General features: G+C 73.1%; 23 protein-coding genes. 14 read left to right on the top strand and 9 right to left on the bottom strand.

Features of this window, described 5'->3' with window-relative positions:
- Positions 1-413: 413 nt before the first annotated feature.
- The gene (locus tag AC559T_RS16910) at positions 414-971 is read right to left on the bottom strand and encodes a GNAT family N-acetyltransferase (RefSeq protein WP_112108192.1); all 558 of its coding nucleotides are present in this window, start codon (positions 969-971) and stop codon (positions 414-416) included.
- A complete protein-coding gene (locus tag AC559T_RS16915) occupies positions 968-2284 on the bottom strand; it encodes an NsdA family TPR-like regulatory protein (RefSeq protein WP_243657961.1) in 1317 nt (438 codons plus the stop codon). Before AC559T_RS16915 ends, AC559T_RS16910 begins: the two co-directional genes overlap by 4 nt.
- A 468-nt stretch (positions 2285-2752) precedes the next feature.
- On the opposite strand from AC559T_RS16915, the gene AC559T_RS16920 reads away from it, so the two are divergent.
- The 4 genes from AC559T_RS16920 (at position 2753) to AC559T_RS16935 (ending at position 5662) form a co-directional block, all read left to right on the top strand.
- Positions 2753-2911, top strand: a complete 159-nt coding sequence (locus AC559T_RS16920) for a hypothetical protein (protein ID WP_160144325.1) — start codon at positions 2753-2755, stop codon at positions 2909-2911.
- A 413-nt stretch (positions 2912-3324) separates the two neighbouring features.
- Positions 3325-3486 (top strand): hypothetical protein, encoded by a 162-nt coding sequence (locus AC559T_RS16925; RefSeq protein WP_165938858.1) that lies wholly within the window; start codon positions 3325-3327, stop codon positions 3484-3486.
- Positions 3487-3557: 71 nt separating this feature from the next.
- Complete coding sequence (locus AC559T_RS16930; RefSeq protein ID WP_498869362.1) at positions 3558-5135, top strand: asparagine synthase-related protein; 1578 nt, start codon at positions 3558-3560, stop codon at positions 5133-5135.
- The gene (locus AC559T_RS16935; protein WP_498869363.1) at positions 5135-5662 is read left to right on the top strand and encodes a GNAT family N-acetyltransferase; all 528 of its coding nucleotides are present in this window, start codon (positions 5135-5137) and stop codon (positions 5660-5662) included. The genes AC559T_RS16930 and AC559T_RS16935 overlap by 1 nt, the downstream gene beginning before the upstream one ends.
- Positions 5663-5725: 63 nt before the next feature.
- Here AC559T_RS16935 and AC559T_RS16940 read toward each other — a convergent pair whose 3' ends face one another.
- From AC559T_RS16940 to AC559T_RS16970, 7 genes are read right to left on the bottom strand one after another with little or no spacing between them, the layout of a single operon-like run.
- A complete protein-coding gene (locus AC559T_RS16940) occupies positions 5726-7195 on the bottom strand; it encodes an FAD-dependent oxidoreductase (RefSeq protein WP_498869364.1) in 1470 nt (489 codons plus the stop codon).
- Positions 7192-8121 (bottom strand): acyl-ACP desaturase, encoded by a 930-nt coding sequence (locus tag AC559T_RS16945; protein ID WP_112106150.1) that lies wholly within the window; start codon positions 8119-8121, stop codon positions 7192-7194. Before AC559T_RS16945 ends, AC559T_RS16940 begins: the two co-directional genes overlap by 4 nt.
- Before the next feature lie 20 nt (positions 8122-8141).
- Entirely contained in the window at positions 8142-9020 is an 879-nt protein-coding gene (locus AC559T_RS16950) for an SAM-dependent methyltransferase (RefSeq protein WP_498869365.1), read from the bottom strand.
- The gene (locus tag AC559T_RS16955) at positions 9017-9280 is read right to left on the bottom strand and encodes an acyl carrier protein (protein ID WP_020461493.1); all 264 of its coding nucleotides are present in this window, start codon (positions 9278-9280) and stop codon (positions 9017-9019) included. The genes AC559T_RS16950 and AC559T_RS16955 overlap by 4 nt, the downstream gene beginning before the upstream one ends.
- Positions 9280-9954, bottom strand: coding sequence for a PaaI family thioesterase (locus AC559T_RS16960; RefSeq protein ID WP_498869366.1), 675 nt, complete (start codon positions 9952-9954; stop codon positions 9280-9282). Before AC559T_RS16960 ends, AC559T_RS16955 begins: the two co-directional genes overlap by 1 nt.
- On the bottom strand, positions 9951-10739 hold the full coding sequence (locus tag AC559T_RS16965) for a ferritin-like domain-containing protein (protein WP_020461491.1): 789 nt from the start codon (positions 10737-10739) through the stop codon (positions 9951-9953). Before AC559T_RS16965 ends, AC559T_RS16960 begins: the two co-directional genes overlap by 4 nt.
- 34 nt (positions 10740-10773) lie before the next feature.
- A complete protein-coding gene (locus AC559T_RS16970) occupies positions 10774-12639 on the bottom strand; it encodes an AMP-binding protein (protein WP_498869367.1) in 1866 nt (621 codons plus the stop codon).
- Between the two features lie 286 nt (positions 12640-12925).
- Between AC559T_RS16970 and AC559T_RS16975 the strand changes: the two genes are divergently transcribed.
- From AC559T_RS16975 to AC559T_RS17020, 10 genes are all read left to right on the top strand, one after another.
- The gene (locus AC559T_RS16975; RefSeq protein WP_498869368.1) at positions 12926-14197 is read left to right on the top strand and encodes a cytochrome P450; all 1272 of its coding nucleotides are present in this window, start codon (positions 12926-12928) and stop codon (positions 14195-14197) included.
- A gap of 129 nt (positions 14198-14326) precedes the next feature.
- The gene (locus AC559T_RS16980) at positions 14327-15292 is read left to right on the top strand and encodes a LysR family transcriptional regulator (protein WP_112106152.1); all 966 of its coding nucleotides are present in this window, start codon (positions 14327-14329) and stop codon (positions 15290-15292) included.
- Positions 15293-15580: 288 nt separating this feature from the next.
- The gene (locus AC559T_RS16985) at positions 15581-16426 is read left to right on the top strand and encodes an MBL fold metallo-hydrolase (RefSeq protein WP_071063206.1); all 846 of its coding nucleotides are present in this window, start codon (positions 15581-15583) and stop codon (positions 16424-16426) included.
- Positions 16427-16499: 73 nt separating this feature from the next.
- Complete coding sequence (locus AC559T_RS16990) at positions 16500-17150, top strand: HAD family hydrolase (RefSeq protein ID WP_071063295.1); 651 nt, start codon at positions 16500-16502, stop codon at positions 17148-17150.
- A gap of 204 nt (positions 17151-17354) precedes the next feature.
- Positions 17355-19262: an AMP-dependent synthetase/ligase gene (locus tag AC559T_RS16995; RefSeq protein WP_498869369.1), complete on the top strand. Its 1908-nt coding sequence runs from the start codon at positions 17355-17357 to the stop codon at positions 19260-19262.
- Positions 19263-19354: 92 nt separating this feature from the next.
- Positions 19355-20590, top strand: a complete 1236-nt coding sequence (locus AC559T_RS17000) for an NAD(P)/FAD-dependent oxidoreductase (RefSeq protein WP_112106144.1) — start codon at positions 19355-19357, stop codon at positions 20588-20590.
- 24 nt (positions 20591-20614) lie between these two features.
- A complete protein-coding gene (locus AC559T_RS17005; protein WP_368952446.1) occupies positions 20615-21904 on the top strand; it encodes an acyl-CoA dehydrogenase family protein in 1290 nt (429 codons plus the stop codon).
- Entirely contained in the window at positions 21901-22491 is a 591-nt protein-coding gene (locus tag AC559T_RS17010; RefSeq protein ID WP_071063212.1) for a DUF4442 domain-containing protein, read from the top strand. Before AC559T_RS17005 ends, AC559T_RS17010 begins: the two co-directional genes overlap by 4 nt.
- A 2-nt stretch (positions 22492-22493) precedes the next feature.
- Entirely contained in the window at positions 22494-23498 is a 1005-nt protein-coding gene (locus tag AC559T_RS17015; RefSeq protein ID WP_498869370.1) for an alpha/beta hydrolase family protein, read from the top strand.
- Positions 23495-24151, top strand: a complete 657-nt coding sequence (locus AC559T_RS17020; RefSeq protein ID WP_071063216.1) for an SGNH/GDSL hydrolase family protein — start codon at positions 23495-23497, stop codon at positions 24149-24151. The genes AC559T_RS17015 and AC559T_RS17020 overlap by 4 nt, the downstream gene beginning before the upstream one ends.
- Positions 24152-24384: the final 233 nt, after the last annotated feature.

The raw sequence follows: 24384 nt of genomic DNA on the forward strand, positions 1-24384 counted from the left end.
GCGCGCGGCGGCGGAGCTGGAACGCCTCGACGGCCGTAGTTGGCTCCTACTGGTGTGGACGCGGCCGCCCGCCGGTCGAACCGGTATCGCCCAGCAATCGCCGGGATCACCAGCTGGTCGGCCATCGCCGCAGCGGGTTCGCCGCCGTGGTCGCGAGCCTGCACGCGGACGGCCGTCTCCGGGAGCGCGCCGCACTGGTCCTCGCCGTGTGGGGCTCCAGAACCCTGATTCGCGCGATGATGCGATGAAGGGGCGGGGTACGTCCTAGACCGTCCGCCGCTTCAGGTTGAAGGCGACGCTGCGCAGAACGCGAAAAAGGGTCCATATGAGGTCCCGGTCCGGCGCCTCCCGAACTCCCAAGAACTGGCGGCGCCGGGGCGAGGGCTGCGGTTCACGCTCGTACACAGCCGGTCTCAGCCTGTGTGAGTAGCCCACTCGGCGCGGCTGATCGCGTAGATGTTCCGCGGTTCACCGTCCCGATCCACCGGGCCTTCAGCGAGGGTGAGGCCGAGCTTCTCGGCGACGCGGATCGACCCCTTGTTCTCCGGGTGGATGATGCTGATGACCCGCTCTCGGCCGGCCTCAGTGAATGCGAACTCCAGCGCAGCCGCGCCGGCCTCGGTTGCGATGCCCTGTCCCCACCGGTCGCGCCGGACTGTCCATGCCACCTCGATGTCCGGCCAGCCGTACTCCTCGTACAGGCCGGCCCGGCCGAGGAACTCACCCGTCGTTCGCTCTTCGATGATCCACATTCCGAAGCGGTTCAGAGCCCAGTGGCCGATCTGGAAGGCGGTCATGCCCCAGACCGACCCGATACGGCTCGGTGAGCTCGTGTAGAGCGACATGTCCGGATGCCGGGCCATCGCCAGGTACGGCTCGACGTCCGTCAGGTGCCAGGAACGGAGCTTCAGTCGCGGGGTGAGAACGGATGGGATGGTGACGACGTCAGGCGGGGCGAACTCGAGGGTCATGCGGGGCTCCCAGGCAGCGCGAGGCGGGATTGTTGGACCAACGCGCTGAACGCGCGGACGTCAGGATCCGAGGCCCACGGCCCAAGCTCCCGAACTACCTCGGACATGGCGGACACGATCGTGGCGGACAGGTGCCCGTCGGGAACAGCCGCGGCGGCCCGGCTCGCCGCGATCGCTGCGGCAGGATCGGGCCGGTCCTGGAGAAGAAAGCCGGAGGCGAGGCAGAGGTAGGCGTGGCCGCATTCTTCATGGGACCGGGGGTCGATGAGATCGACCGCTTCGCGGGCGTGGCGCCGGGCTTCGGCGCCGTTACCCAGTTCGATCGCGCATACCGCGGCGAACATGGCCGCGCTGCCGGCCGTGAACGGGGAGGAGCCGGGCCGGGGCCTCGTTGCCACCCCGGCGTGGGCCCTCATCACGGCGAGAGCGTTCTCTGTCTCCCGGACCCGGCCGAGGCGGGCATGGCTCCGCGCCTCGTAAGCGGCCAGCCGGGCGGCAAGGTAGGGTTCCGCGCTGCGGCGGCCCCGGGCGGCGGTGAGGGCAGCCTTGTCCCAGCGGTGGGTGTAGTAGGCGATGCTGGACCGCAGCGCGGCGAGGGAGCCGGTCAACATCTCGTCGCCTACCTGGTCGGCGTACCGGTCTGAAAGATCGCAGAACCGGCGGGCGTCTCGGTAGTGACCGCCGGCGAACGCGAGCCGGCCAAGGTAGTAGGTGAGCTGGCCGCCGAGGCGCGTAGTCCGCAGACTGTCGGTCACGCTCAAGCGCCGGTCGAGCATGTCTTCGACCTGGTGCCATCGTCGGGCGACCTCGCCGATGAGTATCTGGTGCGGGGTGGTGTCGTAGCCGGCAGCGATGTCGGCCAGGTCGTCTTCGAGTTCGCCGAGGGTCGGTGCCGTGGCGGAGGTGTCGATACGGCGGGTCGTTTCGAACGCAAGTGCGGATAGCGCAGCGATCGCAACGATCTGGCGTCGATCCGTTTCCTCCACCTCCTCCCTTCCCGACTCTGCCTGCTGCGGCCCGGGGGTGTCTACCCCCGCTGCGGCGGTCACCTCGGTCAGCCGCACCGCCTTCTGCGCAGCACGGATCCGCTCACCCAGGCCAGTCAGCTCGTTGCCGGTCCCGAACTCACGGTCGTAGGCCCGGAGGATGTCACGGGTCGGGAGCCGTCCCCTGTTGCGGATGGCGGAGATGTTCTTCCGATCGTGGGTGGTGCGTTTCTCCAGGTCCGTCCCCGACAGCCGGTGCTCGTCCTGAAGCTGCCGGAACCGAGTGGCGAGCTGCTCCTTCAGGGCCTCGACTCCATCAGCGTGCACCACGTTTCCCCTCGGCCGTCGGTGCGCCATGGGTGAGACATTTTTTCCCACCCCTGGGACAGAAGATCTCACCCTCCCATGGAGATGTCACGCGGAGTGTCATGGGTCGTGCACGGCGGGAGACATGCCGGCCACTCTCCCGGATCAGCAGAGGAGCGCATCGTGCACTCGCCCACGGAAGCTTCAGGCAGGTTCGCCGGTCGGACGCCCGCCGCTGGCCACCGCCCCCACCCTGACCCGTCGCCGTCCAGCGCCGTGTGGCGTTCTGCTGTCGGGCTGGGCGCGGTGGTCGGGGTGGGGAGGGAGCCGGTCATACCGGCCGTTGACGGCGCTCCCTCCCCGCCCCTCCCGATCCGCACCCCACTCACGACCTGGCCGGCGGGTGTCCGTCGCCTGTCCAGCAACGGGTGCAGTTATGCCGCACATCCGCTCGGCGGCCGGGCTGGTGCTGCGGAGCAGACGTGGACCGTGGTCGTGCTCGACGCCAACGGCGATCCACGGCAGACCGTCACCGGGTTTTCGTCGTTGGAGGCCGCGGATGCCTATGCGGAGTTCGACCCGGACATCCTCCGCTGGACGTCGGTGCCGTCCCGGCCCGCTATCCCGGATCACAATGCCGGGCCCTGAAAACGGGGGCTATCTCATCCGTCCACAGGCGGCCCGTCCACCACCCCGCCCGCGCTCGCGTGACCAGCTCTCGCGGGCGGGGTGGCATATACCGCCCGCTCCGGTGCTGACTCGGTCCGTCGGGGCAGGCGGTCCCAACTCAGGAAGGACCCGCCGTGTACCTCCCGGCCTTACCTGTCGCGTCGTGGCAGGCACCTAGCACCACCAGCACCACGGCTGTCGATGCGGTGTGGGTGTCCCGCGGGCCGTTCCTGGTGCTGCTCCGGTCCTCTCTGACCCGGCCGATCGGGATCACCCCTGCCGCTTGGGCTGACTTCGTCGCCGCGGTCAAAGCCGGGGAGTTCGACGGCCCCTGAGCCCGCCCGGCATCGGCCGGGTGGTTTCCCACCCATCTCGTCAAGGAGGGCCCCGCTATGCACGATCTCCTGCCACCCCCCACGCGGCCGGCCAGTGTCGAGCGTCTGTTCTCGGCGCCGCCGACCACCGTCATCCAGACGATTCCGGAGGCCCACGAGTACAAGAAGACCTCCGGCAGCTCGGACGCCGCGCACACGTACGACTCCACCAAGGTCTGACCAGCCCGCCTATCGCCAGTGCCGTGGGGCCGGGGCACAGGCCCCGGTCCCACGGCCGGGAGGGAAACCCCATGCTCAGGTTGCATCTCACCCCGTACGGCCCGGTGGACTGGAGCTGGTCGGACGGCGTCTACGCCACGGCCGAGGGGGCGAGCAGCATCCGCCCGTTCGCGCACCCGATGGTCGAGGACCTCGCCGTGACCGACGGGCAGCGAACGCTGATCGTCGTCCGTGAGCGGATCGCGGGCCGCGCGCCGGTGGCCGGGGGTGTGCGCATGCTGGACCCGGCCGAGTTCGACACCGCACGGTCGGCGGCAGCCGCCTGGCCGGCGGACTTCGTGATGGTGGAGACGGCGCCACGCATGCCGGTGCGGGTGTCCGCGGGTGCCTGCGGGACCGTGCCGTTGTACCTCGCGGAGGACGGGACCGCGCTGCATGGTTCGTGGGACATGGCCGACCTGCAGCCCTATGCCCGCGTGCTGTCCACCCGGGAAGCGGCGCGGCTGCTCGCGTTCCGCCCCCGGTACGGCAGCGAGACTCTGTTCGAGGGCATCCGGCGTCTCACCGAGCGGGCGACCGCCCACTACGGCGGGGGCCTGTACATCAGCTATCCGGAGCCGGCGCTGCACCGCCGCCCCCGCGCGCTCGCCGACGGCGCCGACGTGCTCGGCGCCTTCCGCGACGCGATCGACACCGCGCTGGACCTGCGGCCACTCGACCAGGACACGACGGCGTGGCACCTCACCGGCGGTTTCGACTCCGGGGTGATCGCCACCCGGGCGGCACAGCGATGGCCCAACCAGCTCACCACCGCGGCGCTGCTCATCGGCGGCCCCGGGCGGGAGCAGCAGATCCGCCGGCGCGCGCAGATGCGGACCCGCCTGCCGTTCTCCGCCCACGACACCCTTGTCGACGCCCTGACCGAACCGCCACTGCACCCCGGGTGCGCGCGGCTGCAGGGTGAGCCGATCTCGCCGTACGAGGAGCCGCTGCACCACCCCTTCCGCCTGCTGACCCAGGCCCTGCGCGCCCAGGGCGCCCGGGTCGTCGTGACCGGCATCGGGGGTGACGAGATGGTCGCAGTATCCCGAGAGGAGTACCCCGAGACTGATCCACCGATCGACCAGGTCGGCCAGGACCTTCCCTGGCTCGGCAGCGCGGTGACCGATGCCCTCGCCTACGCGGACGACGCCGTCGCGCCGCCCGCGGTCGTGAACTCCATGACCCTGCTGAGCATGGAGACCATGGCCCCCGTCCTGCTGCGGGCCGGTATCTGGCCGGTGCACCCGTTCGCGCACCCGGGGATGGTCCAGCTCGGAGAGCAACTGCCCTACGACTGGCGGGAACTCAAGCAGCTCCAACGGCGCCAGCTCGCCTCCCTCGGCCTGAACGAGGACGTCACCCACCCCGTGGAACGGGAGTCGTTCGCCGAGGTCGTCCAGCACACCCTGACCAGCTACGGGCCGGGCCTGCTCGCCGACATGCTCACCAGCGGCTCCATGCTGTTCGACATGGGCCTGGTCGACCCCGACCGGCTCGCCGACGCCTGCACCCACCTGGAAGATCACGCACTCTACGATGAGACGCGCGACGCGAAACTGATCGAGGTGATCCATCTGCATCTCGCGACGACGGCGTTCCTATGCTGATGCGCCCCGCGACAGCCGCGGACATCCCCGCCGTGACCGCCATGATCCTCGCCCGCAGCGTGTGGCTGGAGGAACGCGGCTGGCCGACCTGGCGCGACGACGCCGACGCTCTCGCCGCGCAGGCCGATCACACCCCGTCCACCGAGCACAGCATGTGGGTCCTCGACGACGACGGCCGGATCGTCGGCTGCACCACCGTGCTGACCTCCGCACCCCCCTGGGGCTGGACCACCGAGGAATTCACCGAACCGGCCTCATACCTGTACACCACCTGCACCAACCCGGCCTACCAGGCGGCCAAGCCCGGCGCCCTGATCGCCCTGTGGGCCGTCGACCACGCCGCCCGGCTCGGCCGACACTGGGTCCGCCGCGGCTGCCTGTTCCCCGGCCTCGTCGACTACTACCAGCGCCAAGGCTTCACCCTGCACCACACCGTCCCACGCACCAACCGCACCGTCTACCTGCTGGCACGGCGCGCAGAACTGCTCCCCGAACTGGACAAGTCCCTCGCCTTCGCCAACGCCTGAGTCCCACCCGGTCGCCGCCTCGCACCACCCCCGTGAGCCGGTACGGGAGCCGCCCGCGATGGATCATGATCGGCTACGACGGGTCCCCAGGGCGTGTCGGGCGCTGCGCAGCATGGCCGCGGGGGTGAGCAGGATCGATGGAGGCTCGACAAGGTTGACCACGCGCAGCAGGTTGCGGGCGAGGACGGGGTCGGATCGGGTCGCCGCCTGGACTCGGGGGATGTAGGCGTTGGTGATCCGGGTGCGGGGCCCGCGGCGGCCCTCGACCTCCCGGTAGCGCAGGTCGGAGTCGGTGGCGATCGACCACGCCCTGGAGGTCGGCCGGGCGGCCGCCGTGAAGTACCGTGCGGCGAGGTCGTCCAGGCTGCCCGAACGCAGACATGCCCGCAGTTCGAGAGCCTGCTGCGCGGCGACGGTCATGCCCTGCGCGTAGAGCGGGTTGAGGGTGCACAGGGCGTCGCCGATCGCGACGAAACCGGCGGCCGGGGTGTGTAGGAGGTCGTAGCGCAGCCGCCGTGACGCCCGGAACCGGTAGCGAACCGGGTCGTCGAGCGGCTCGGCGTCCTGGATGAGGCGGTGGATGTCGGGGGCGGGCAGGGAGGCCGCGAACCGTTCGTAGCCGGGGGCGTCGACCGGCGGGTGGTCGCCGAGCATGCCGGCGAGGGTCACGATCCAGCGGTCGCCCTCCTGGGCGACGGCGCCGCCGCCGCGCCGGCCCGGCAGCGTCGAGATGATGACGCCGAGGTCGCCGCCGAGGTCCGTGGGCCACCGGCGGTAGGTCCGGGAGGCGTAGGCGAGGTCGACGCCGACGGTCTCCTCCCGTGGGATGTCGAAGCCCAGGTCGGCGAGCCACTCCGAGGCGCGGGACCCGCGGCCGGTGGCGTCGACGACGAGGTCGGCCTCGACGGTGCGGGCCGGGGCGTCACCGGCGGGCGGCTCGACGCGCACCCCGACGACCCCGGCGGCTCGGGTGGAGCCCGATCCGCGGACGAGGCCGACCGCGCGGAGCCCGGGAAGCAGCCGGATCCGGTCGTGGCCGAGTGTCGCGGCCCGCAGAGCGGCCTCCAGCGCCGGCCGGCTGGCGAGCACCGAGGTGAGACCGGTCGGCACCGGGGTGACCCGGGCGCCGTCGAAGTACCAGCGGGTGCCGACGAGGGTCTCCGCCGTCGGCACCCCGTCTGCGGCGATCTTGGCGGTGAAGTCCGGGTACAGCTCGTCGAGGATCTGGCGGCCCCGTTCCATCAGGGCATGCAGGTGACGGCCCTGCGCCGCCCCGCCGCGGTGGCCGGCGGCAGCGGTGGGCGTGACGTCGTCGCGGTCGATGACCGTCACCTGGCCGACGTGCTCGGCCAGCACCCGGGCCGCCAACAGGCCCGCGACGCTGGCGCCGAGCACGACGGCGTGCCCTCGCCGGCCCGCTCCCCCGCCGACCGTGGCGCTCCCGGCCCCGGGCACGTTCCCGGCCTCGGGCACGTTCCCGCCGCCGGGCACGCTCGCCCTTCGGGGCGCTCCCCCGCCGCTGGGCGCGGTCACGCCGAGGCCGCGGCCGGCGGCACCGCCGCGGGGGTGGTGAGCGGGAGTGGGGCGGCCGTGCGGCAGGCCGCCACGAAGCGGGTCAGCTCGTCGACCCGGTCGGAGGGGGCGTCGACGGCGCGGTTCACGATCCGGATCAGGTGCTCGTAGGCGTCGGTGTGGTCGTAGCGGGCCGCGTCCGCGATCCGCAGCGCCCAGCGCCAGTAGCCGCGCATCGTGTCCGCAAGCGGCATCCGGAAGTGGGCGATCACGTCCCGGATCGGCTCGACGACCGCGTCGCCGTACACCCGCAGGTACCGCTCCAGGATGTCGGCCATGAACGCGAAGTGGCGGGCCTCGTCCCGGCTGAGCCGGTTGAGCAGCTCGGCGAGCACCGGGTCGCCGACGACGGAACGCAGCTGCTGGTAGTAGATCTGGGTGGCCTTCTCCTGGACGAGCGCGTAGGCGAACAGCGCCACCGACTCGTCGTGCGGGAGCTCGAAGGGCTTGCGGCCCTCGGCGGCGAGCTCGCGGCGCAGGTCGTCGGGACGGGCGATACCCGAGTCGGTCTGGTAGCGGAACAGGGCGCGGGCATGACTGTCCTCCTCGACCGCCCAGCGGACGGTGAAGTGGTACAGCTCGCGGTGATGGGCGAAGTCCTGCTCGCTCACCTCGTCGGTCAGCGGGAACCGCCGGGTGTAGACGGCGAAGTAGCCCGGCAGGTGATCCTCGATCAGGGTGATGAAGCGGACGGCGGACCGCTGGCCGTCGGTGAGCCGGTTGGCGTCGGCCGCGGTCCAGTCGACGGCGGTCTCGACGTCCCAGCGGCGCTCGGCGGCGCCGGCGCGGTGGAAGTCGGTGACGGCTTCGGCCATGTCGCCGGGGGCCAGGAAGGGCCCGTCGACCGGGCCGCGCAGCACGGGGGCCCGGGTCGTCGTGGTGGTCATCGGTTCGTCTCCCGGGCTCGTCAGCGCGACTTCTGGCAGACCAGCGCGTAGTGCTTCGTGGTGAAGCCCCAGCCGGCGTTGGCGACCTGGAGGTAGCGGGTGAGGGTCGCCGCCAGGCCGGGGCTGATCGCGTCGAGCCGGTCGGCCCGGTCGGCGACGTTGACCAGCCAGTCCTCGATGGTGCGGCGGTAGTCCTCGGTGAGGTCGTCAACGGAGATCACCGAGAATCCGGCGTCCTCGGCGGCGCGGACCAGCTCGGACAGCGGGCGCATGTCCCCCCAGCCGAAGATCGAGTCGCGGACGAACTCGGTGCCGCCGCGACGGTCGAACTCCTCGTGCGCGGCCGCGTTGCGGAAACAGGACTCGGAGACGTACAGCCGTCCGTTGCGGCGCAGCGCCGCCCGCGCCCGGCGGAACACCAGGTCGAGGTCGGGCATGTGGACGATGGACCCGAGCAGCGACACCGCGTCGAACGACGCCGGCTCGACGTCGAGGGTCTCGAAGTGGCCCTGGCGGGTCTCGACCAGGTCGGCGACGCCCAGCTCGGCGGCGCGGGCGGCGATGTAGGCGTGCTGGCGCCCGGCCGGGCTCACCCCGACGGCGCGGCAGCCGAGCTCGGCGGCCATGTGCAGCACGACCGAGCCCCAGCCGCAGCCCACGTCGAGGATCCGCTCGCCGCCGCGCAGCCCGAGCCGGTCGGCGACGAAGCGCAGCTTGGCGAGCTGGGCGGAGTCCAGCGTCAGGCCCTCCGAGCGGTAGAGACCGCTGGAGTACTTGCGGCGGGAGTCCAGGAACAGGCCGAAGATCTCCGGGTCGAGGTCGTAGTGCTGGTTCGTGTCCGCAACCCCGGCCGGGGCGGCGGACGCCGTCCCGGCCGGGGGCGCGGCGGCGACGGTCATGCCGCCGCGCCCGCGGCCAGCGCCCGCTCGACGACGTCGGTCACCTCACGGACGGTGGTCACCGTGAAGACGTCCTCGTCGTCGAGCTCGATGTCGTAGGCGCGCTCGATGCGCGCGATCATGCGCAGCACCTTCACCGAGTCGGCGCCGGCGACGGTGCGCAGGTCGAGATCGGGGTCGATGGCGTCCGCGGTGGTCGCCAGCTCGGTGGCGACGATCTGGGTGACGGTGACGAGCACCGGCTCGGCGGTCGTGGACATCAGGACTCCTCGGATGTGGTCGCGGGAGCGGAAACAGGCACGGGCACAGACACAGGGGCTGGATCTGGGGCGGGCGCCGAAGCGGGGCCGGGTGCGCCGGCGGCGGCGGCGGTCGCCGAGGCGAGCGCGGGGGCCGACGCGGTCAGGACGTCCGCCAGGCGGCCGGCGTCGCCGTCGCTGAGCGTGATGCGGTCGCGGGCCGCCTCGAGGGCGACCGGGCGGTACGTGGCGCGGGCGGTGGCGACGACCCCGCCGGTCGCGTCGAGGATGTCGGCCTCGGCGTTGATCAGGCCGGTGTCCCCGGTGTTGACGATCCGCGCCCGGCACTCGTGCGGGGCGCCGACCGGGATCGGCGCCAGGTAGCGCAGCCGCATCGCGGTGGTGAACGCCGGCTTCCCGGTGCGCAGCACGATGAGGTTGCCCATCGTCTCGTCGCAGATCACCCCGGCCAGGCCGCCGTGCACGACGCCCGGGTAGGACTCGTGCGCGGAGCCGAGCTGGAAGACGGTGGCGAGCCCGTCCGGGAGGGCCTTGAACCGCAGCTGCAGGCCCTTGGCGTTGTGCGGGGAGCAACCGAAGCACTGGTAGTCGTCCAGGACGGCCCAGGGGGTCGCGACGAGCTCCTGCGCGTCGGCGAGCGTCCCGGACGGGTCGTCCTTTGCCGGGGCGGTCATCCGAGCGCCTCGGCGAGGTTGCGGCGGACCCGGGCGTTGGTGGTCAGGTCCAGGCCGGTCAGCGAGCCGAAGGCCCGCCGGATCTTGTCCTGCAGGTGGGCCAGCTCGCCCTCGGTCGCCACCTGGGTGAGGAAGTAGGTGAACCCCGTGTCGATGGTGTCGTGGTCGCGCAGGGCCTCCAGCTCGCCCTTGAAGACGCCGACCGGGTGCTTGATGCGCTGCTCGGCGGTGTAGACGAACAGGGTCTCCAGCACGGACGCCAGCTCGTCCGGGTGCTCGGCGAGCCGGCACCGGGTGTAGTGGATGAACTCGCGGGCATGCGCGGCCTCGTCCAGGCTCGCCTTCGTCATGATGGCGGCCAGCACCGGCTCCTCCACCCAGGCGGCGACCGCGCGGTAGACGTGGTTGACCGTCAGCTCGGAGATGACGTTGGTCGCCAGGGTCGCCGCCGGGGTGGTACCCGGCGCGTAGGGCTCCCGCATCGCCGCGACCGCGCCCGGCTCCACCTGGGCGTCGATCTGGTCCAGCCAGGCCCGGAACGCGAAGTGGTGCTGAAGCTCCTGCCCGCCCCACAGCGCGATGAACGCGGAGAAGTCGTAGTCGTCGACGAACTCGTCGAAGAAGCCGTGCTGGGCGGCGATCGAGTTCGCCTCGCCCATCACCGCGCCGCGCGCGATCCGGACGTACTCGGGGCGAACGAGCTCCGGCCGCACCTCGTCGAAGGGGATGTCGGCGAGCCGCCACACGTGGCGCTCGTATCGGCGGAAGACGTCGTAGCTGTGCATGGGCCTCCACCTGCCTGGGAAACGGGCCTGGAACTCATGTCGGTACGCATGCCTCGCGCGCGGCGAGGCGCTGGAACTTCCCGCTGGACGTCCGCGGCAGGGCGTCGGGCCCGACGAGGGCGACGGCGATCTCGGCCAGCCCCAGCGCGGCGGTCACCGCCACCCGGATCGCGGCGGCCAACGCCGCGCGCTCGGTGTCGTCGACCAGCCGGGTCTCGGCGAGGATTGCCATCGTCTCGGCGCCCTCGGGTGAACGGTCCGCGTAGGCGACGCAGCGGCGGCGGTGGACGCCGGGGACGTCCCGGGCGGCCTCCTCGGCGTCGTGGGGGTAGTAGTTCACCCCGCGGACGATCACCATCTCCTTGTCCCGGCCGGTGACGAAGAGTTCGCCGTCGCGCAGCAGGCCGAGGTCGCCGGTGCGCAGCCAGCCGTCCGCGGTGAACGCGCCGGCCGGCTGCGCGCCGGTGTCGGTCAGGTAGCCGCCCGTCACCGCGTCGCCGCTGATCTGGATCTCGCCGACCTGGTCGTCACCGAGCACGCCGGTGCCGTCGCGGCCGCCGATCCGCACCCGCATGGCGCGCACCGGTCGGCCCACCCCGGCCAGCCCGCGGGCGGACGGCGAGCCGGCGGGCACGTCACGCGCGACGCCGTCGCGGGCGAGCAGGTCGCGGTCGACCCAGCGGTGCACGGGGGCGCGGCCCGGCGGCGGGAAGGTCACCGCCAGCGTGGCCTCGGCCATCCCGTAGACGGGCATCATCGCCGCCGGCGCGAAGCCGGCCGGGGTGAAGGTGGTGAGGAAGCGCTCGACCGAGGCGGGCTCGACCGGCTCGGCGCCGTTGAAGGCGACCCGCCAGCCGCTCAGGTCCAGGCCGGCCTCCCGCGGCGCGGGGACGGCCTCCGCCAGGTGGTCGTAGGCGAAGTTCGGCATGGGGGCGATGCTGCCGCCGCGGCCGAGGAAGTCGGTCAGCCAGCCGGCCGGGTCCTTCACGAAGGCGGCCGGTGACCAGACGGTCATCGGCATGCCGGTGAAGATGCCGGCGAGCGTGCCGAACAGCCCCATGTCGTGGAAGAGCGGCAGCCAGATGCCGCCGTGGTCGGCCTCGGTCAGCGCGACGCCGTCGATGATCGCGGTCAGCCCGGCCAGGATGTTGCGGTGCGTCAGCACGACGCCCTTCGGGGCGGCGGTGCTACCGGAGGTGAACTGGACCAGGGCGGCCTCGTCGGGTGACACCTCCACCGCCGGGCCGGCCGGGGCCGCACCGCCAGCGGCGGCTGGCGCGGTGCCGGTGGCCGGGACAGTGCCGGCGGCGGCCGGTGTGGTGAGGTCGGCGACCCGGACGAGGCGGACGCCGTCGAAGGCCCCGGCGAAGCGGTCGGCCATCCGGGCCGTCCGGCCGCCGACCAGCACGAGCCGGATGCCGGCGACGGCGACCGCGCGCGCCAGCCGCGCGGCGTAGCCGGGCAGGTCACGGGTGGAGGCGGGCAGCGGCAGGGGGCACGCGGCGGCTCCCGCCCGGCTCACTCCGGCCAGGGCCACCAGAAAGTCGGGCGCGTTGTCGCTGAGCACTCCGACCCGGTCACGGGCGACGACCCCGGCCCCAGCGGCGCCGCCGGTGCCGGCACCGGTCAGGGCTGCCGCCAGGACGTCCGCGCGGGCGACGAGCTCGCCCAGTGTCAGCGACGCTCCGGCGGAGGGGAAGTCGAGGGGCAACCCCGGATGGCGGGCCGCCACCGTGGCCAGGCCGGCGTGCAGGGTGCCCGCCGCGAGCGCGGCGGCGGCCGTCGAGCCGGCGGCCACGGAATCGGCAGGTACGAGATTGACGGGTGAGGAAACAGCAGGTGAGGAAACGGGGACGGCGCGGGGCGCCGGGATCGCCACCTCGGCCGGAGCGTCGTGCATCGTGGGCCCTCCATCTGCATCCGGCCGCTTTCCGGCTCGTGCCGGCGCGCGGCCCGCGCGCCGCAACCGGTCTCGCCCGACGCGTTCGCGCCACCGTTCACCGGCGGCGGTTCGTCCACGCATTTCCGCGAGAATGCTTGCGCTGTCGCCCGGTGCCGTCAAACACGGATACCGGTCCGCTATGGATCCATCGGCGGCGTTAATCGTCTCGCCGGGAAACAGAAGGAAAGCGGACGATACATCGAGGCGCTATCGCGGTAACAACCGTGCGGCAATTGGAGATGCGATGACCACGTCCACCGTCGTCCCGGCGGCCGGCACCGGATCATCCGGGCCGGCCGGCGAGGAGTCGACCGCGCTGCTGGCCGAGCTGTTCGACCCGGCGACGAGACCCGACCCCTACCCCGTCTACAGCCGGCTGCGCGAGGCGGGTGCGCTGCACGCGACGCCGTTCGGGCTGCCCGTCGCGACCCGGCACGCCGACTGCGTGGCCGTCCTGGCGAACCAGGACTGGGGGCACGACCTGGAAGCCCACCAGATGCACCCGACGCTGCCGGCGGAGTCGTTCCCCACCACGTTCCTGTGGATGGAGCCGCCGGACCACACCCGGCTGCGCGGCCTGGTCAGCAAGGGCTTCACCCCGCGCAGCGTGCAGATGCTGCGGCCGCGGATCACCGCGCTGGTCGACGAGCTCCTCGACAACGCACTCACCGCCGGCGAGTTCGACCTCGTCGAGACGATCGCCTACCCACTGCCGCTGACCGTCATCTGCGAGATCCTCGGCGTCCCCGCCGCCGACCACCCGGCCGTCCAGGTCTGGTCGCAGGCGCTGGCCCGGGCGTTCGACCCCGACGCGCTCATGTCGCCCGAGGCACTCGCGGAGCGCAACCGGGCCATCCCCGAGTTCCTGGAGTACTTCGGCGCGCTGGTCGAGCGGCACCGGCGCGAGCCCGGCGACAACCTGATCTCCGCCCTCGCCCAGGTCGAGGAGGCCGGTGACCGGCTCACCGCCGACGAGCTGCTCGGCACCTGCGTCACGCTGATCATCGCCGGCCACGAGACGACGGTGAACCTGGTCGGCAACGGGATGCTCGCGCTGCTGCGCAACCCCGACCAGCTCGCCCTGCTGCGCGCCGAGCCCGAGCTGATCGGACCCGCCGTCGAGGAGCTGCTGCGCTACGACTCGCCGATCCACCTCAACACCCGCGCGGCGAAGCGGGAGCTCGAGGTGGCCGGCAGGGTGTTCGCGCCCGGCGAGGGCGTCGTCGCCCTGATCGCCTGCGCGAACCGGGACCCGCGGGCCTACCCCGACCCGGACCGTCTCGACGTGCGGCGGTTCACCTCCTCGGCCGGCGGCCCCCCGGCCCGGCACCTGTCGTTCAGCCTCGGCCACCACTACTGCCTCGGCGCGCCGCTGGCGCTGCTCGAGATGGAGCTGCTGCTCGCCGGGTTCATCCGTCGGGTCAGCGAGGCCGAGATCACCGACAACAGCCCGCCCTACAAGCCGAACCTGCTGATCAGGGGCCTGGCCGAGCTGCCCGTGCGGTTCCGCGGCTGACCGTCCCGCCGCACGACCCGGCATGATGCACGACGACATGCCACGTTCCCGTTCCGCCGTCCACACGTGCGCGTTACCGGCGGTTAGCGCCCACCGGTAACGTGAGCGGCGCCCAGCGGGAGGATGGCGATGGAACTGAGATATCTCGCGTCGTTCCTCGCCATCGCCGAGGAGCTTCACTTCGGCCGCGCGGCGGCCCGCCTGCACCTGGCCCAGCCCTCACTCAGCCAGCAGCTCCAGCGGCTGGAACGCGACATCGGCGTCGAGCTGGTCTCACGCAGCTCGCACGAGGTCAAGCTGACCGCCGCCGGCCGCGCCTTCGAGACGGAGGCCCGCCGGCTGCTCGACGCCACCCGGCGGGCCGTCACCGTCGCCCGCGAGGCGGCCTCGGGGCGGACGGGGATGATCAGCATCGGCTTCAACTACCCCGCCGGCCAGCGGGTGCTCCAGCCGACGCTGCTGCGCCTGGCGGCCGAGTACCCGGGTGTGTCGACGACGCTGTGGGAGGCCCGCAGCGGGCCGCAGCTGTCCGCGCTGGCCGAGGGACGGCTTGACGTCGCACTGGTCTTCGCCGGGCCGCCCTCGGCCCAGCTGCGCTCCCAGCGGGTGCTCACCGTGCCGCTGGTCGCGGTGGTCAGCCGGCGCCATCCCTGGGCGGCCCGGTCCGAGGTTCCCTTCCGGGAGCTGGCCGACCAGCCGTGTGTCCTGTTCCGGCGGGAGCAGAGCCCGGCGATGCACGACGCGATCCTCGCCGCCGCCGACCGCTGCGGCATCGCGCTGACCGTCTCCGACGAGGTGGACGACTCCGGCGCGACCGGGATCGTGGTCACCACCAAGCCGGTGGTCGGGTTCGCCTCGGCGGCGCGCGGCGCGCATCCGCCCGGTCACGGGCTCGCCGCGGTGCGCCTGGTCGACCCGACCCCGACGGTCGGGATGTACGCCGTGTGGCGCCCGGACCCGCAGCCCGTGGTCGGTGCCTTCCTGGACTGCCTCGAGGCCGCCGGCCCGTTCACCGAGCCCGGCCCGTCCGCGGCTCCGGGTGCGGGTGCGGCTCCGGCCCCCGTTCCGGGGCCGGGGCCAGCCAAGGAGAGCTGACCCCGGATCCCCCGGCCCCGCCGGGCGGTGCGGTGGCGATAGGCATCCCGAATGGTTCGTTCGTCATTCATGCGTTGCCGAGAACCGGCCTGGCGCGCAACATCGCTCGAGCGGTCAGATTCACCTGGTCGCCCCGCCGATCCGCCGCGCCGTACGAGGAGGTCATGGGGCCGTCCGGTGGCCGTGCCGGCAGTGGCACGCGCCCATCCGGCGGCGGAGCGTGACCCGGCGGCGGCACACCGACGGTGCCGGCCGCGCGGCCGGTCCGAACAGAATGGACGTGACCCCATGGAGTTGACTGTCCTCGGGTGCCGGTCGGGGATGCCCGCCTCCGGCCAGTGCAGCTCCAGCTACCTGGTGGAGACCGAGGCGGCCCGCCTGCTGCTGGACTGCGGCCCCGGCGCCGCGACCGCGCTCAGCGCGATCATGCATCCGCGCGGGCTGGACGCCGTGGTCATCAGCCACCTGCACCTGGACCACTGCTACGACCTGCTGCCCGTCGGTAAGACGCTGCTGGCCGGACACGGCCGGTTCGCCGAGCTGTTCCCCACGCTGCCCGAGCTGGCCAGCCAGGTACAGCGGCCCCCGGTGCCGCTGTACGTGCCGCGGGGCGGCCGGGAGCGGCTGCGCGCGCTCGCCGCGCTGTTCCCCGTCACCACCATCCCGCTGCTCGACCGTGCCTTCGAGGTGGCCTTCGACGTCCGCGAGTACGAGCCGGGCGACACCTTCGTCGTCGGCGACGCGACGGTCGGGGTACACGAGCTGCGCCACGCCGTGCCCAACTGCGGCACGCGGGTGGACTCCGCGTCCGGCAGCATCGCCTACACCGGCGACACCGGGGTGACCGAGGATCTCGTGCCGTTCGCCCGGGACGTCGACCTGCTGCTCGCCGAGGCGACGCTGGAGCTGACCGACACGACCGACCACGGCCATCTCAGCGCCACCGACGCGGCGCGGACCGCCACCGAGGCCGACGCGCGCCAGCTCGTCCTGACACATTTCGTGACCGCCGAGCCGACCTGGCTGCGGGCGCGCCAGGAGGACGCCGAGCGGGTCTTCGACGGCCCGGTGCACATCGCCACGCCCGCGAGCCGCTTCACCGCCCGGGTCACCGAGGCGGCCCCGCATGCCTGACGGACCGTCCGGTCCGTCAGGCACCGTGGATCCGGCAGGGGCGGTGGATCCGGCAGGGGCGGTGGAGGAGCCGGTGCGGGCTGTCTGGTGCGACTACGGCGGCGTGCTCAGCTCCTCCATCGCCGGCTCACTCGCCCAGGTGGCGGCCGCGGCGGGAGTCCCGACGTCCGAGCTCATGGCCGCGATCCGGCGGGTCGCGGCGTCCTTCGGGGCGACGATGATCGAACCGCTGGAACTCGGGGTGCTCTCCCAGCACGAGTGGGGCCTGCGAGTCACCGCGGAGCTGGCGCCGGCCTGGACGCCGCGGATCGACCTGACCCGCTTCGGCGACCACTGGTACGCGGGCCGGACGGTCAACACGGCCCTGTTCGAGCTGCTCGACCGGGTGCGGGCGAGCGGCGTGCGGGTCGGCATGCTCACCAACAGTGTGCGGGAGTGGGAACCGCACCGGCGAGCGCTGGCGCCGGACGTCGACCCGTTCGAGGTCACCGTCAACTCCTTCGAGGTGGGCCTGCGCAAGCCGGATCCGGCGATCTTCGAGCTCGCCGAGTCGCGGTTCGGGACGCCGCCGCGGGCCTGCCTGCTCATCGACGACCTGGCGGTCAACTGCGCCGCGGCCCGGGCCCGGGGCTGGCGGGCGATCGAGCACGCCGAGCTCGAGGACACTCTGGCACAGCTGCGCGCCGCCATTCCCACCGTGGCCGCGGACGCGGTGACGGACTAACGCTCACACGCGTTTTACCGTTACCCCGCACCAACGATAAATAATTGCGATCGATCGATCCTTCCCGCCCATAGCCCGGCGATAGGAGACGTTTACGGATCGTTAGCGAGAAGCACATTGCCAGCCAACCGACGATGCATCGAGACTGGGCTCGGTAAATCCACCGAGAAATATCCGAACCCTCGTCACGAGTAGGTGGTCGGTGTGCAGCAGTACACCCTGGGAGCGGGCCGGGTCCTTCCTGACGACCGCGGTCTTTATTCCCTCGTCGACGACCGCGTCCGTACCGATCCGGACCGGGTGATCCTCAGCCGGCCCACCGGGACGGACTGGCATGACATCACCTTCCGCGCGCTCGACGCCCACGTGCGCCGGGTCGCCGCGGTGCTCCTCGGCCACGGGGTGGGCGTGGGCGACCGCGTCGGCATCGTCGGCCGCACCAGCTACGAGTGGGTGGTCGCCGACCTCGCGGTCCTCGCCCTCGGCGCGATCACCGTGCCGATCTTCCCGACCGCCTCGCCGGCGCAGATCACCCACATCGTGACCGACTCCGGCATGGCGTGGTGCTTCGTCGAGACCCCGGAGCACCACAGCGCGGTCGCCACGGCCGGTGCCGGGACGCTGCGCGCGCTGCCCTGGCCGCTGGCCGACCTGAACGGCTGGCAGGCCCCCGCCGACGACGCGGGCCACGCGGCCGGCGGCGGTGACCTGGCCGCGGCGGACGAGTTCGCCGGGCGCCGGGACGCCGTCCGGGCGGACTCGCTCGCGACGATCGTCTACACCAGCGGGACGACCGGCATGCCCAAGGGCTGCATTCTCACCCACGGCAACCTGTTCGCCTCCAGCGCCAACACCGTCGAGCACACCGGCGAGCTGTTCCGGGTGTGGCGGCCCGCCGCGGGCACCGGAGCGGCGCAGGGGCCGGAGGGATCAGAGGCGGCGGTCGAGCAGGCGTCGACCCTGCTCTGCCTGCCGCTGGCGCACGTCTTCGGCCGGACGATCCTCGTCGCCTGCCTCTACGCCGGCACGCGGACCGGCCTGCTGGCGGCGGTCCCGGACATCCTGCCCGCGATGGCGACCTTCCGGCCGACCGTGCTGGCGCTCGTCCCCTACGCGCTGGAGAAGATCCGCAAGGGGCTGCGCGGCGTCGTCGACACCGACACCGAACTCGCGGCGGTGGCCGCCGGCCTGGCCGGCGACCCGACTGACGGCCCGGCCAGCAGCCCAGCGGACGGCCCGGCCGCCGAGCGGCAGCCCGCCCCGGCGGCGCTGGCCCGGATCAACGGCGTGTTCGGCGGCCGGCTGACCCACGTGATCAGCGGCGGGGCGTCGCTGGACGCCACCACGGCGGCCTTCTACCGCGGCGTCGGCGTGCGGATCCTGAACTGCTATGGCCTCACCGAGGCCGCGACGGCGGTGACCGTCAACCAACCCGGCACCAACCGCATCGGCACGGTCGGCCAGCCGATCCCCGGCACCACCGTGGCGATCTCCCCGGACGGCGAGGTGCTGGTCGCCGGCCCCAACGTCTCCCCCGGCTACTGGCGGGCCGGCCAGGACCCGTGGATCGAGCCCGCCAGCACCCAGGCCGAGCCCGGCGCCGGCCCGTCCCGCTGGCTGCACACCGGCGACCTGGGCCACCTCGACGCCGACGGCTTCCTCCTCATCACCGGCCGCCGCAAGGAGATCCTGGTCACCAGCGGTGGCAAGAACGTCACGCCGACCCTGCTCGAGGACCGGATGCGGCTGCACCCGCTGGTCGCCGACAGCATGGTCGTCGGTGAGGCCCGCCCGTACGTCGCCGCCCTGGTGACGACCGACCAGGGTGCGCTCAGCGCCCTGGCCGCGGCGCACGGCATCGACCTCGCCGCCCCCGGCTGGTGGGAGCACCCCGCCCTGCTCGACCGGGTACAGGAGGCGGTCGACGACGCCAACAGCCTGGTCTCCCGGGCCGAGTCCATCCGCCGGTTCCGAATCCTCCCCACCCAGCTCACCATCGACGCCGGTCACCTGACGCCCTCGATGAAGCTGCGCCGCGCACCGATCGAGGCGGCCTTCGCCACCGAGATCGAGCAGCTCTACTCCCCGGCCGCCGCCCCGGCCCCGGCCTGAGCCGGCGCCGGCTCAGGCCTGGAGACGCCGCCGCTCGCAGACACTTCCGCCCGCTGACATCTCCGCCGCATGACCGACGGGAGCACTCAAGGATGTACGACGTCATCGTGGTCGGCGCCCGCTGCGCCGGCTCACCGCTGGCCATGCTGCTCGCCCGCCAGGGCCACCGGGTCCTGGTCGTGGACAGGTCGACCTTCCCCAGCGACACCGTCTCCACCCACTACATGCACCAGACCGGCCTGGCCCGGCTGCGGGACTGGGGCCTGCTGGACCGCCTGGCCGCCACCGGCGTCCCGCCGATGCGCCACCTCACCTTCTCCTACACCGGCCTGCACCTCGAGGGCTTCGCCGACCCGATCGACGGGATCACGGAGGTCTACTCGCCGCGGCGGACCATCCTCGACAAGCTGCTGGTCGACGCCGCCCGCGAGGCCGGCGCCGAGGTCATCGAGGGCTTCACGGTCAGCGACCTGCTCTTCGACGACGGCCGGGTCACCGGCATCCGCGGCCGGGCCGGCGAGGGCCCCGAGCAGGAGTTCCGCGCCGCCTTCGTGGTCGGGGCGGACGGGCGGACGTCCACCGTGGCCGACAAGGTCGGCGCGGACTTCTACCGGGTCGTGCCGGCGGCCGGCTTCATCTACTACTCCTACTACGAGGGCCTGGACTGGACGTTCCAGCACCGGACCGGGTTCGGGGAGCAGCAGTTCGGCGCCTGGCCCACCCACGACGGCCGGCACCTGCTGTCGATCATCCGGCCCCGCGCGGCGTTCAGTGAGTTCCGCGCCGACGTCGAGGGCAGCTTCCACGCCATCTTCGACGCGGTCGTCCCCGAGCTCGGTGAGGACCTGCGGGCCCGCGGCCGGCGCGTCGAGGAGTTCCGTCCGATGCGCTACCCGGACAACTACTACCGGCGCTCGCACGGGCCCGGCTGGGCGCTGGTCGGCGACGCCGGCTACCACAAGGACCCGTTCACCGGCTGGGGTATCACCGACGCGTTCCTCCAGGCGCAGACGCTGGCCGACCGGCTGCACTCCGGCCTCGCCGGCGAGCGGACGCTGGACGACGCCGCCGCCGAGTACGTCAAGCTCCGCGACGAGGAGAGCCACGGCACGTTCGAGCTGACCTGCACGCTCTCCCACCTCGTGCTGCCGCCGTTCCTGCACTCGGCCTTCGCCGCGACGGCGCAGAGCCCCCGCTACACGAAGAAGTTCTTCGGGATGATCGCCGGTGGCGTTCCCGGCCACGACTTCTTCCACCCCGACAACCTCGCGGAGCTCTACGAGGAGGTCGGCATGCCCGCCGAGAAGCGCCTGCTGTCGGCCGGCTGATCCAGGATCGGGAGGCATCGGCTGATGAGCACCGCTCCGGTGGCCGCGCCCCACGCGGGCAACGGCACGACACCTGACGGCACGACGGCCGGCATCGCGGCCGGCACGGCGGCGGGCGCCGCCGCGGGGGCCGCCGACGTCGGCGAGCTCGCGCGGCGCACGCTCGCGTTCGTGCGCGACGAGGTGCTGCCGGTCGAGCGCGAGCTGATCGTCGCGGGCCGGCACATGGACGACGACGTCCGTGTCGGCCTGCAGCGGGCGGCCCGCGCGGCGGGCGTCTTCGGGCCGCTGACGCCGGTCGCGCTCGGCGGGCTCGGCCTGGACAACGCCGGTCTCGCGGAGGTGCTCGAGGCCGCCGGGACGAGCCTCATCGGCCCGATCGCCGTGAACTGCGCGGCGCCCGACGACGGGAACATGCACCTGCTCGCCGACGTCGCGACGCCGAGCCAGGCCGAGCGCTACCTGCACCCGCTGCTGCGGGGCGAGACCCGCTCGGCGATCGCGCTCACCGAGCCGGCGCCGGGCGCGGGCTCGGACCCGTCGATGGTCCGCACGACGGCGGCCCAGGTCGACGGCGGCTGGGTCATCGACGGGGCGAAGCACTTCATCACCGGCGCCGAGGGCGCCGCGTTCACGATCTGCATCGCCCGCACCGAGGGCGGCACCACCATGTTCCTGGTCGACCAGGACAACCCCGGCCTGACGGTCGGACGGCGGATGCCCACCCTGGACCACAGCGCCCCGGGCGGGCACTGCGAGGTGACGTTCGCCGACTGTTTCGTCCCCGACGAGGCGGTACTCGGCGACGTCGGCGCCGGGCTGCGCTACGCCCAGGTGCGGCTGGCCCCGGCCCGGCTCGCGTTCTGCATGAGCTGGCTGGGGATCGCCGTCCGGGCGCACGGCATGGCGGCCGAGTGGATCCAGCGCCGGAGCTCGTTCGGCCGGCCGATCTCCGAGCACGGCATGGCCCAGGCGCACGTCGCCGACAACGAGATCGACATCGCCGCCGCCCGCGCCCTGGTCCGCTCGGTGGCCCGGGTGCTCGACGAGCAGGGTGTGGCCAGCTCCGCCGCGCGGCACGGCGCCGCGATCGCCAAGACGTTCGTCGCCGAGGCGGTGTGGCGGGTCCTGGACCGGGTCGTGCAGCTCTACGGCGGCCTCGGGATCTGCGAGGACCACCTGGTGGCGCGCTTCCTCGTCGAGGCCCGCGGGTTCCGCATCTACGAGGGCTCGTCCGAGGTCCTGCGCACCTCCATCGCCAAGCGGGTGCTGCGGGCCCACCAGCCGGCCACCATCGGAGAGGAGACACGGTGACACCGACGTCCGCACCGACCACGGCGACCAGTCCCGGCCAGTCCAGTCCCGGCCAGCCCGGCGCGGCGGCGGGTGGGGAGAGCCGGCCCGGTCCGTTCGCCATCTTCGGCCCGGCCACCGCCGACCCGGGCGCGCCCGACCTCGAGCGCATCCGGGAGATCGCGAACGCGATCGTGCCGTTCCGGCGGTTCGTCGGCATCGACATCACCGAGATCGACACGGAGCGCTCGGTGGTGGAGATCCCCGACCGGCCCGACCTCACCAACCAGCTCGGCACCGTGCACGCCGGCGCACTGTTCCTGGCCGCCGACCTCGCCGGCGCCGCGGCGGTGGCCGGGGCGCTCGCGCCGCGGCTGAGCCGGTTCGAGTACCTCGTCGTCCGCGACGCCCGCTCGACGTTCCGCAAGCCGGCCAACGGGCGGGTGCGCGCGATCGGCCTGGTCGACGAGCGGGAGGCGCGCCGCGTCCTGGCCGGCACCGGGCCGGAGCGGTTCGACCTCGACGTCAGGGCGCTGCTCTACGACGACGCCGACGTGCTCGTCGCCCGGTTCCACTTCGACTACGCCTGCGCGATCGCCGGAGACTGACGATGCCGACCACCGAGTCGACGACCCCCGCCGACCCCACCGGAGCCGCACCGCCCACCGCTCCCAGCGGCGGCACCGATGCCGGTGCCGGTGCCGGTGCCGCCCGTCCGAGCGCGGCCGCCGGCCCGGAGAAGGTGCCGGTGCCGGTCTCCAGCGGGATCACACTCATGGTCCGGGCGATGGCGCAGCCCGACCCGATGGCGCCCGTCGTGCTGCTGCTGCCGGCGATGGCCCTCAAGGCGAAGTTCTACCTGCCGATGGCCAGGGCGCTGTTCGCGGCGGGCCTGTCGGTGGCCACCCTCGACCAGCGCGGGTACGGCGAGAGCACGCCCGGCCTGCGCGAGCAGCCGAACTTCGGCTACCGCGAGCTGATCGAGGTCGACATGCCCGCGGCCGTCGGTGCCGTCCGGGCCCGCTTCCCCGGGGCCCCGCTGTACCTGTTCGGCCACAGCCTCGGCGGTCAGCTCGCCCTCTTCCACGCGGCGGCCGCGCCGGGCGAGATCGCCGGCGTCGTGACGATCGGCACCGGCACCCCGTACTGGAAGGCGTTCGGACGTCGCAACTGGTTCGAGGCGTTCTGGAAGATCCAGACCATCGGCCTGGTCGCCCGGGTGCGCGGGTACTGGCCCGGCGGAATGCTCATCGGCGGCGCGATGGCCGGCCAGGTGATGGTCGACTGGGCGCGCCAGTCCCGGACGAGCAGGTGCCGTCCCAGGGGCTCGACGCGGCGCCACGACGACGCGCTGCGCGCGCTGGACCGGCGGGTGCTGGCGATCTCGCTGGACGACGACCGGCTCGGTCCCAGCTCGAACGTGGACTTCCTCTGCTCGCGGATGCCCGCGGCGCGGCTGACCCGGTGGCACGTCGTGGAGTCCTCCGGGGTCGCCCACCGCGACCACTTCGCCTGGATCAAGGACAGCGCGGTCATCGGCCGGGCCGCGGCGAGCTGGATCACCAGCGGGCGACTGCCCGCCGAGCAGGCCGGCGGAGAGGGGAACGGGCGATGAGCAGGACACGGCTGACGGTCCTGGGTGACAGCTTCGCGGAGGGCCGCGGCGACCCGCGGCCCGGCGGCGGCTACGCCGGCTGGGTGCCCCGGTTCGCCGAGCTGTTCGGGATCCCGCACGGCGGCTACCGCAACCTCGGCACCCACCAGGCCACCACGCGGCACATCCTGGAGCACCAGGTGCCGGCCGCCCTGGTCACCAAGGCCACCGTGATCGGCGTCATCGGCGGGGTCAACGACCTGGTCAGCGACTACGAGCCGGCCCGGTTCCGGCGCAACCTCGCCGCGGTCCTCGGCCGGCTCGCCGGCCCGGACACCGTGCTGTTCACCGCCACCTATCCCGACATCCCCGGGAACCTGGCCGTCCCGGCGTCCTTCCGGGCGCTGCTGCGCGACCGGTTCGCGCAGGCCAACGCCTACCTGCAGGAGGCCGCGGCCGCCACCGGCGCCGTGTGCCTGGACATCGCCGCGGCCACCGAGTGGCGCGGGCGGGCGCTGTGGGATCCGGACGGGCTGCACCCGAACCCGGCCGGGCACCGCCACTTCGCCGAGACCATGGCCGACCATCTCGGCCGCCACACCGGCATGGCGCCGGTCGGCCGCGAGCCGGCGGGTGTCGGAGCCGGTGCGGGCGGCGGGCTGCTGTCCTACTGATCCACCGACCTGCCCCACCAACGCCACCACCCCCTCGGGCCCACCCCGCGCACCCAGCTCAGCACAGCACGTCCAGCGAGCACAGCACGTCCAGCGAGCACAGCGCGTCCAGCGAGCACAGCGCGTCCAGCCAGCCCGGCCCGTGCGGCCGGTCCGGCTGGTCCGGCGCGCCCGAAACCAGCCGAACTTACGTTCCGAAAGGGTCATCGTGAGCGAGAGCGGACCGCCTCGGC

Origin of the sequence: Frankia sp. Hr75.2, assembly GCF_949319125.1 — a bacterium.
In the GTDB taxonomy this organism is placed as follows: domain Bacteria; phylum Actinomycetota; class Actinomycetes; order Frankiales; family Frankiaceae; genus Parafrankia; species Parafrankia soli.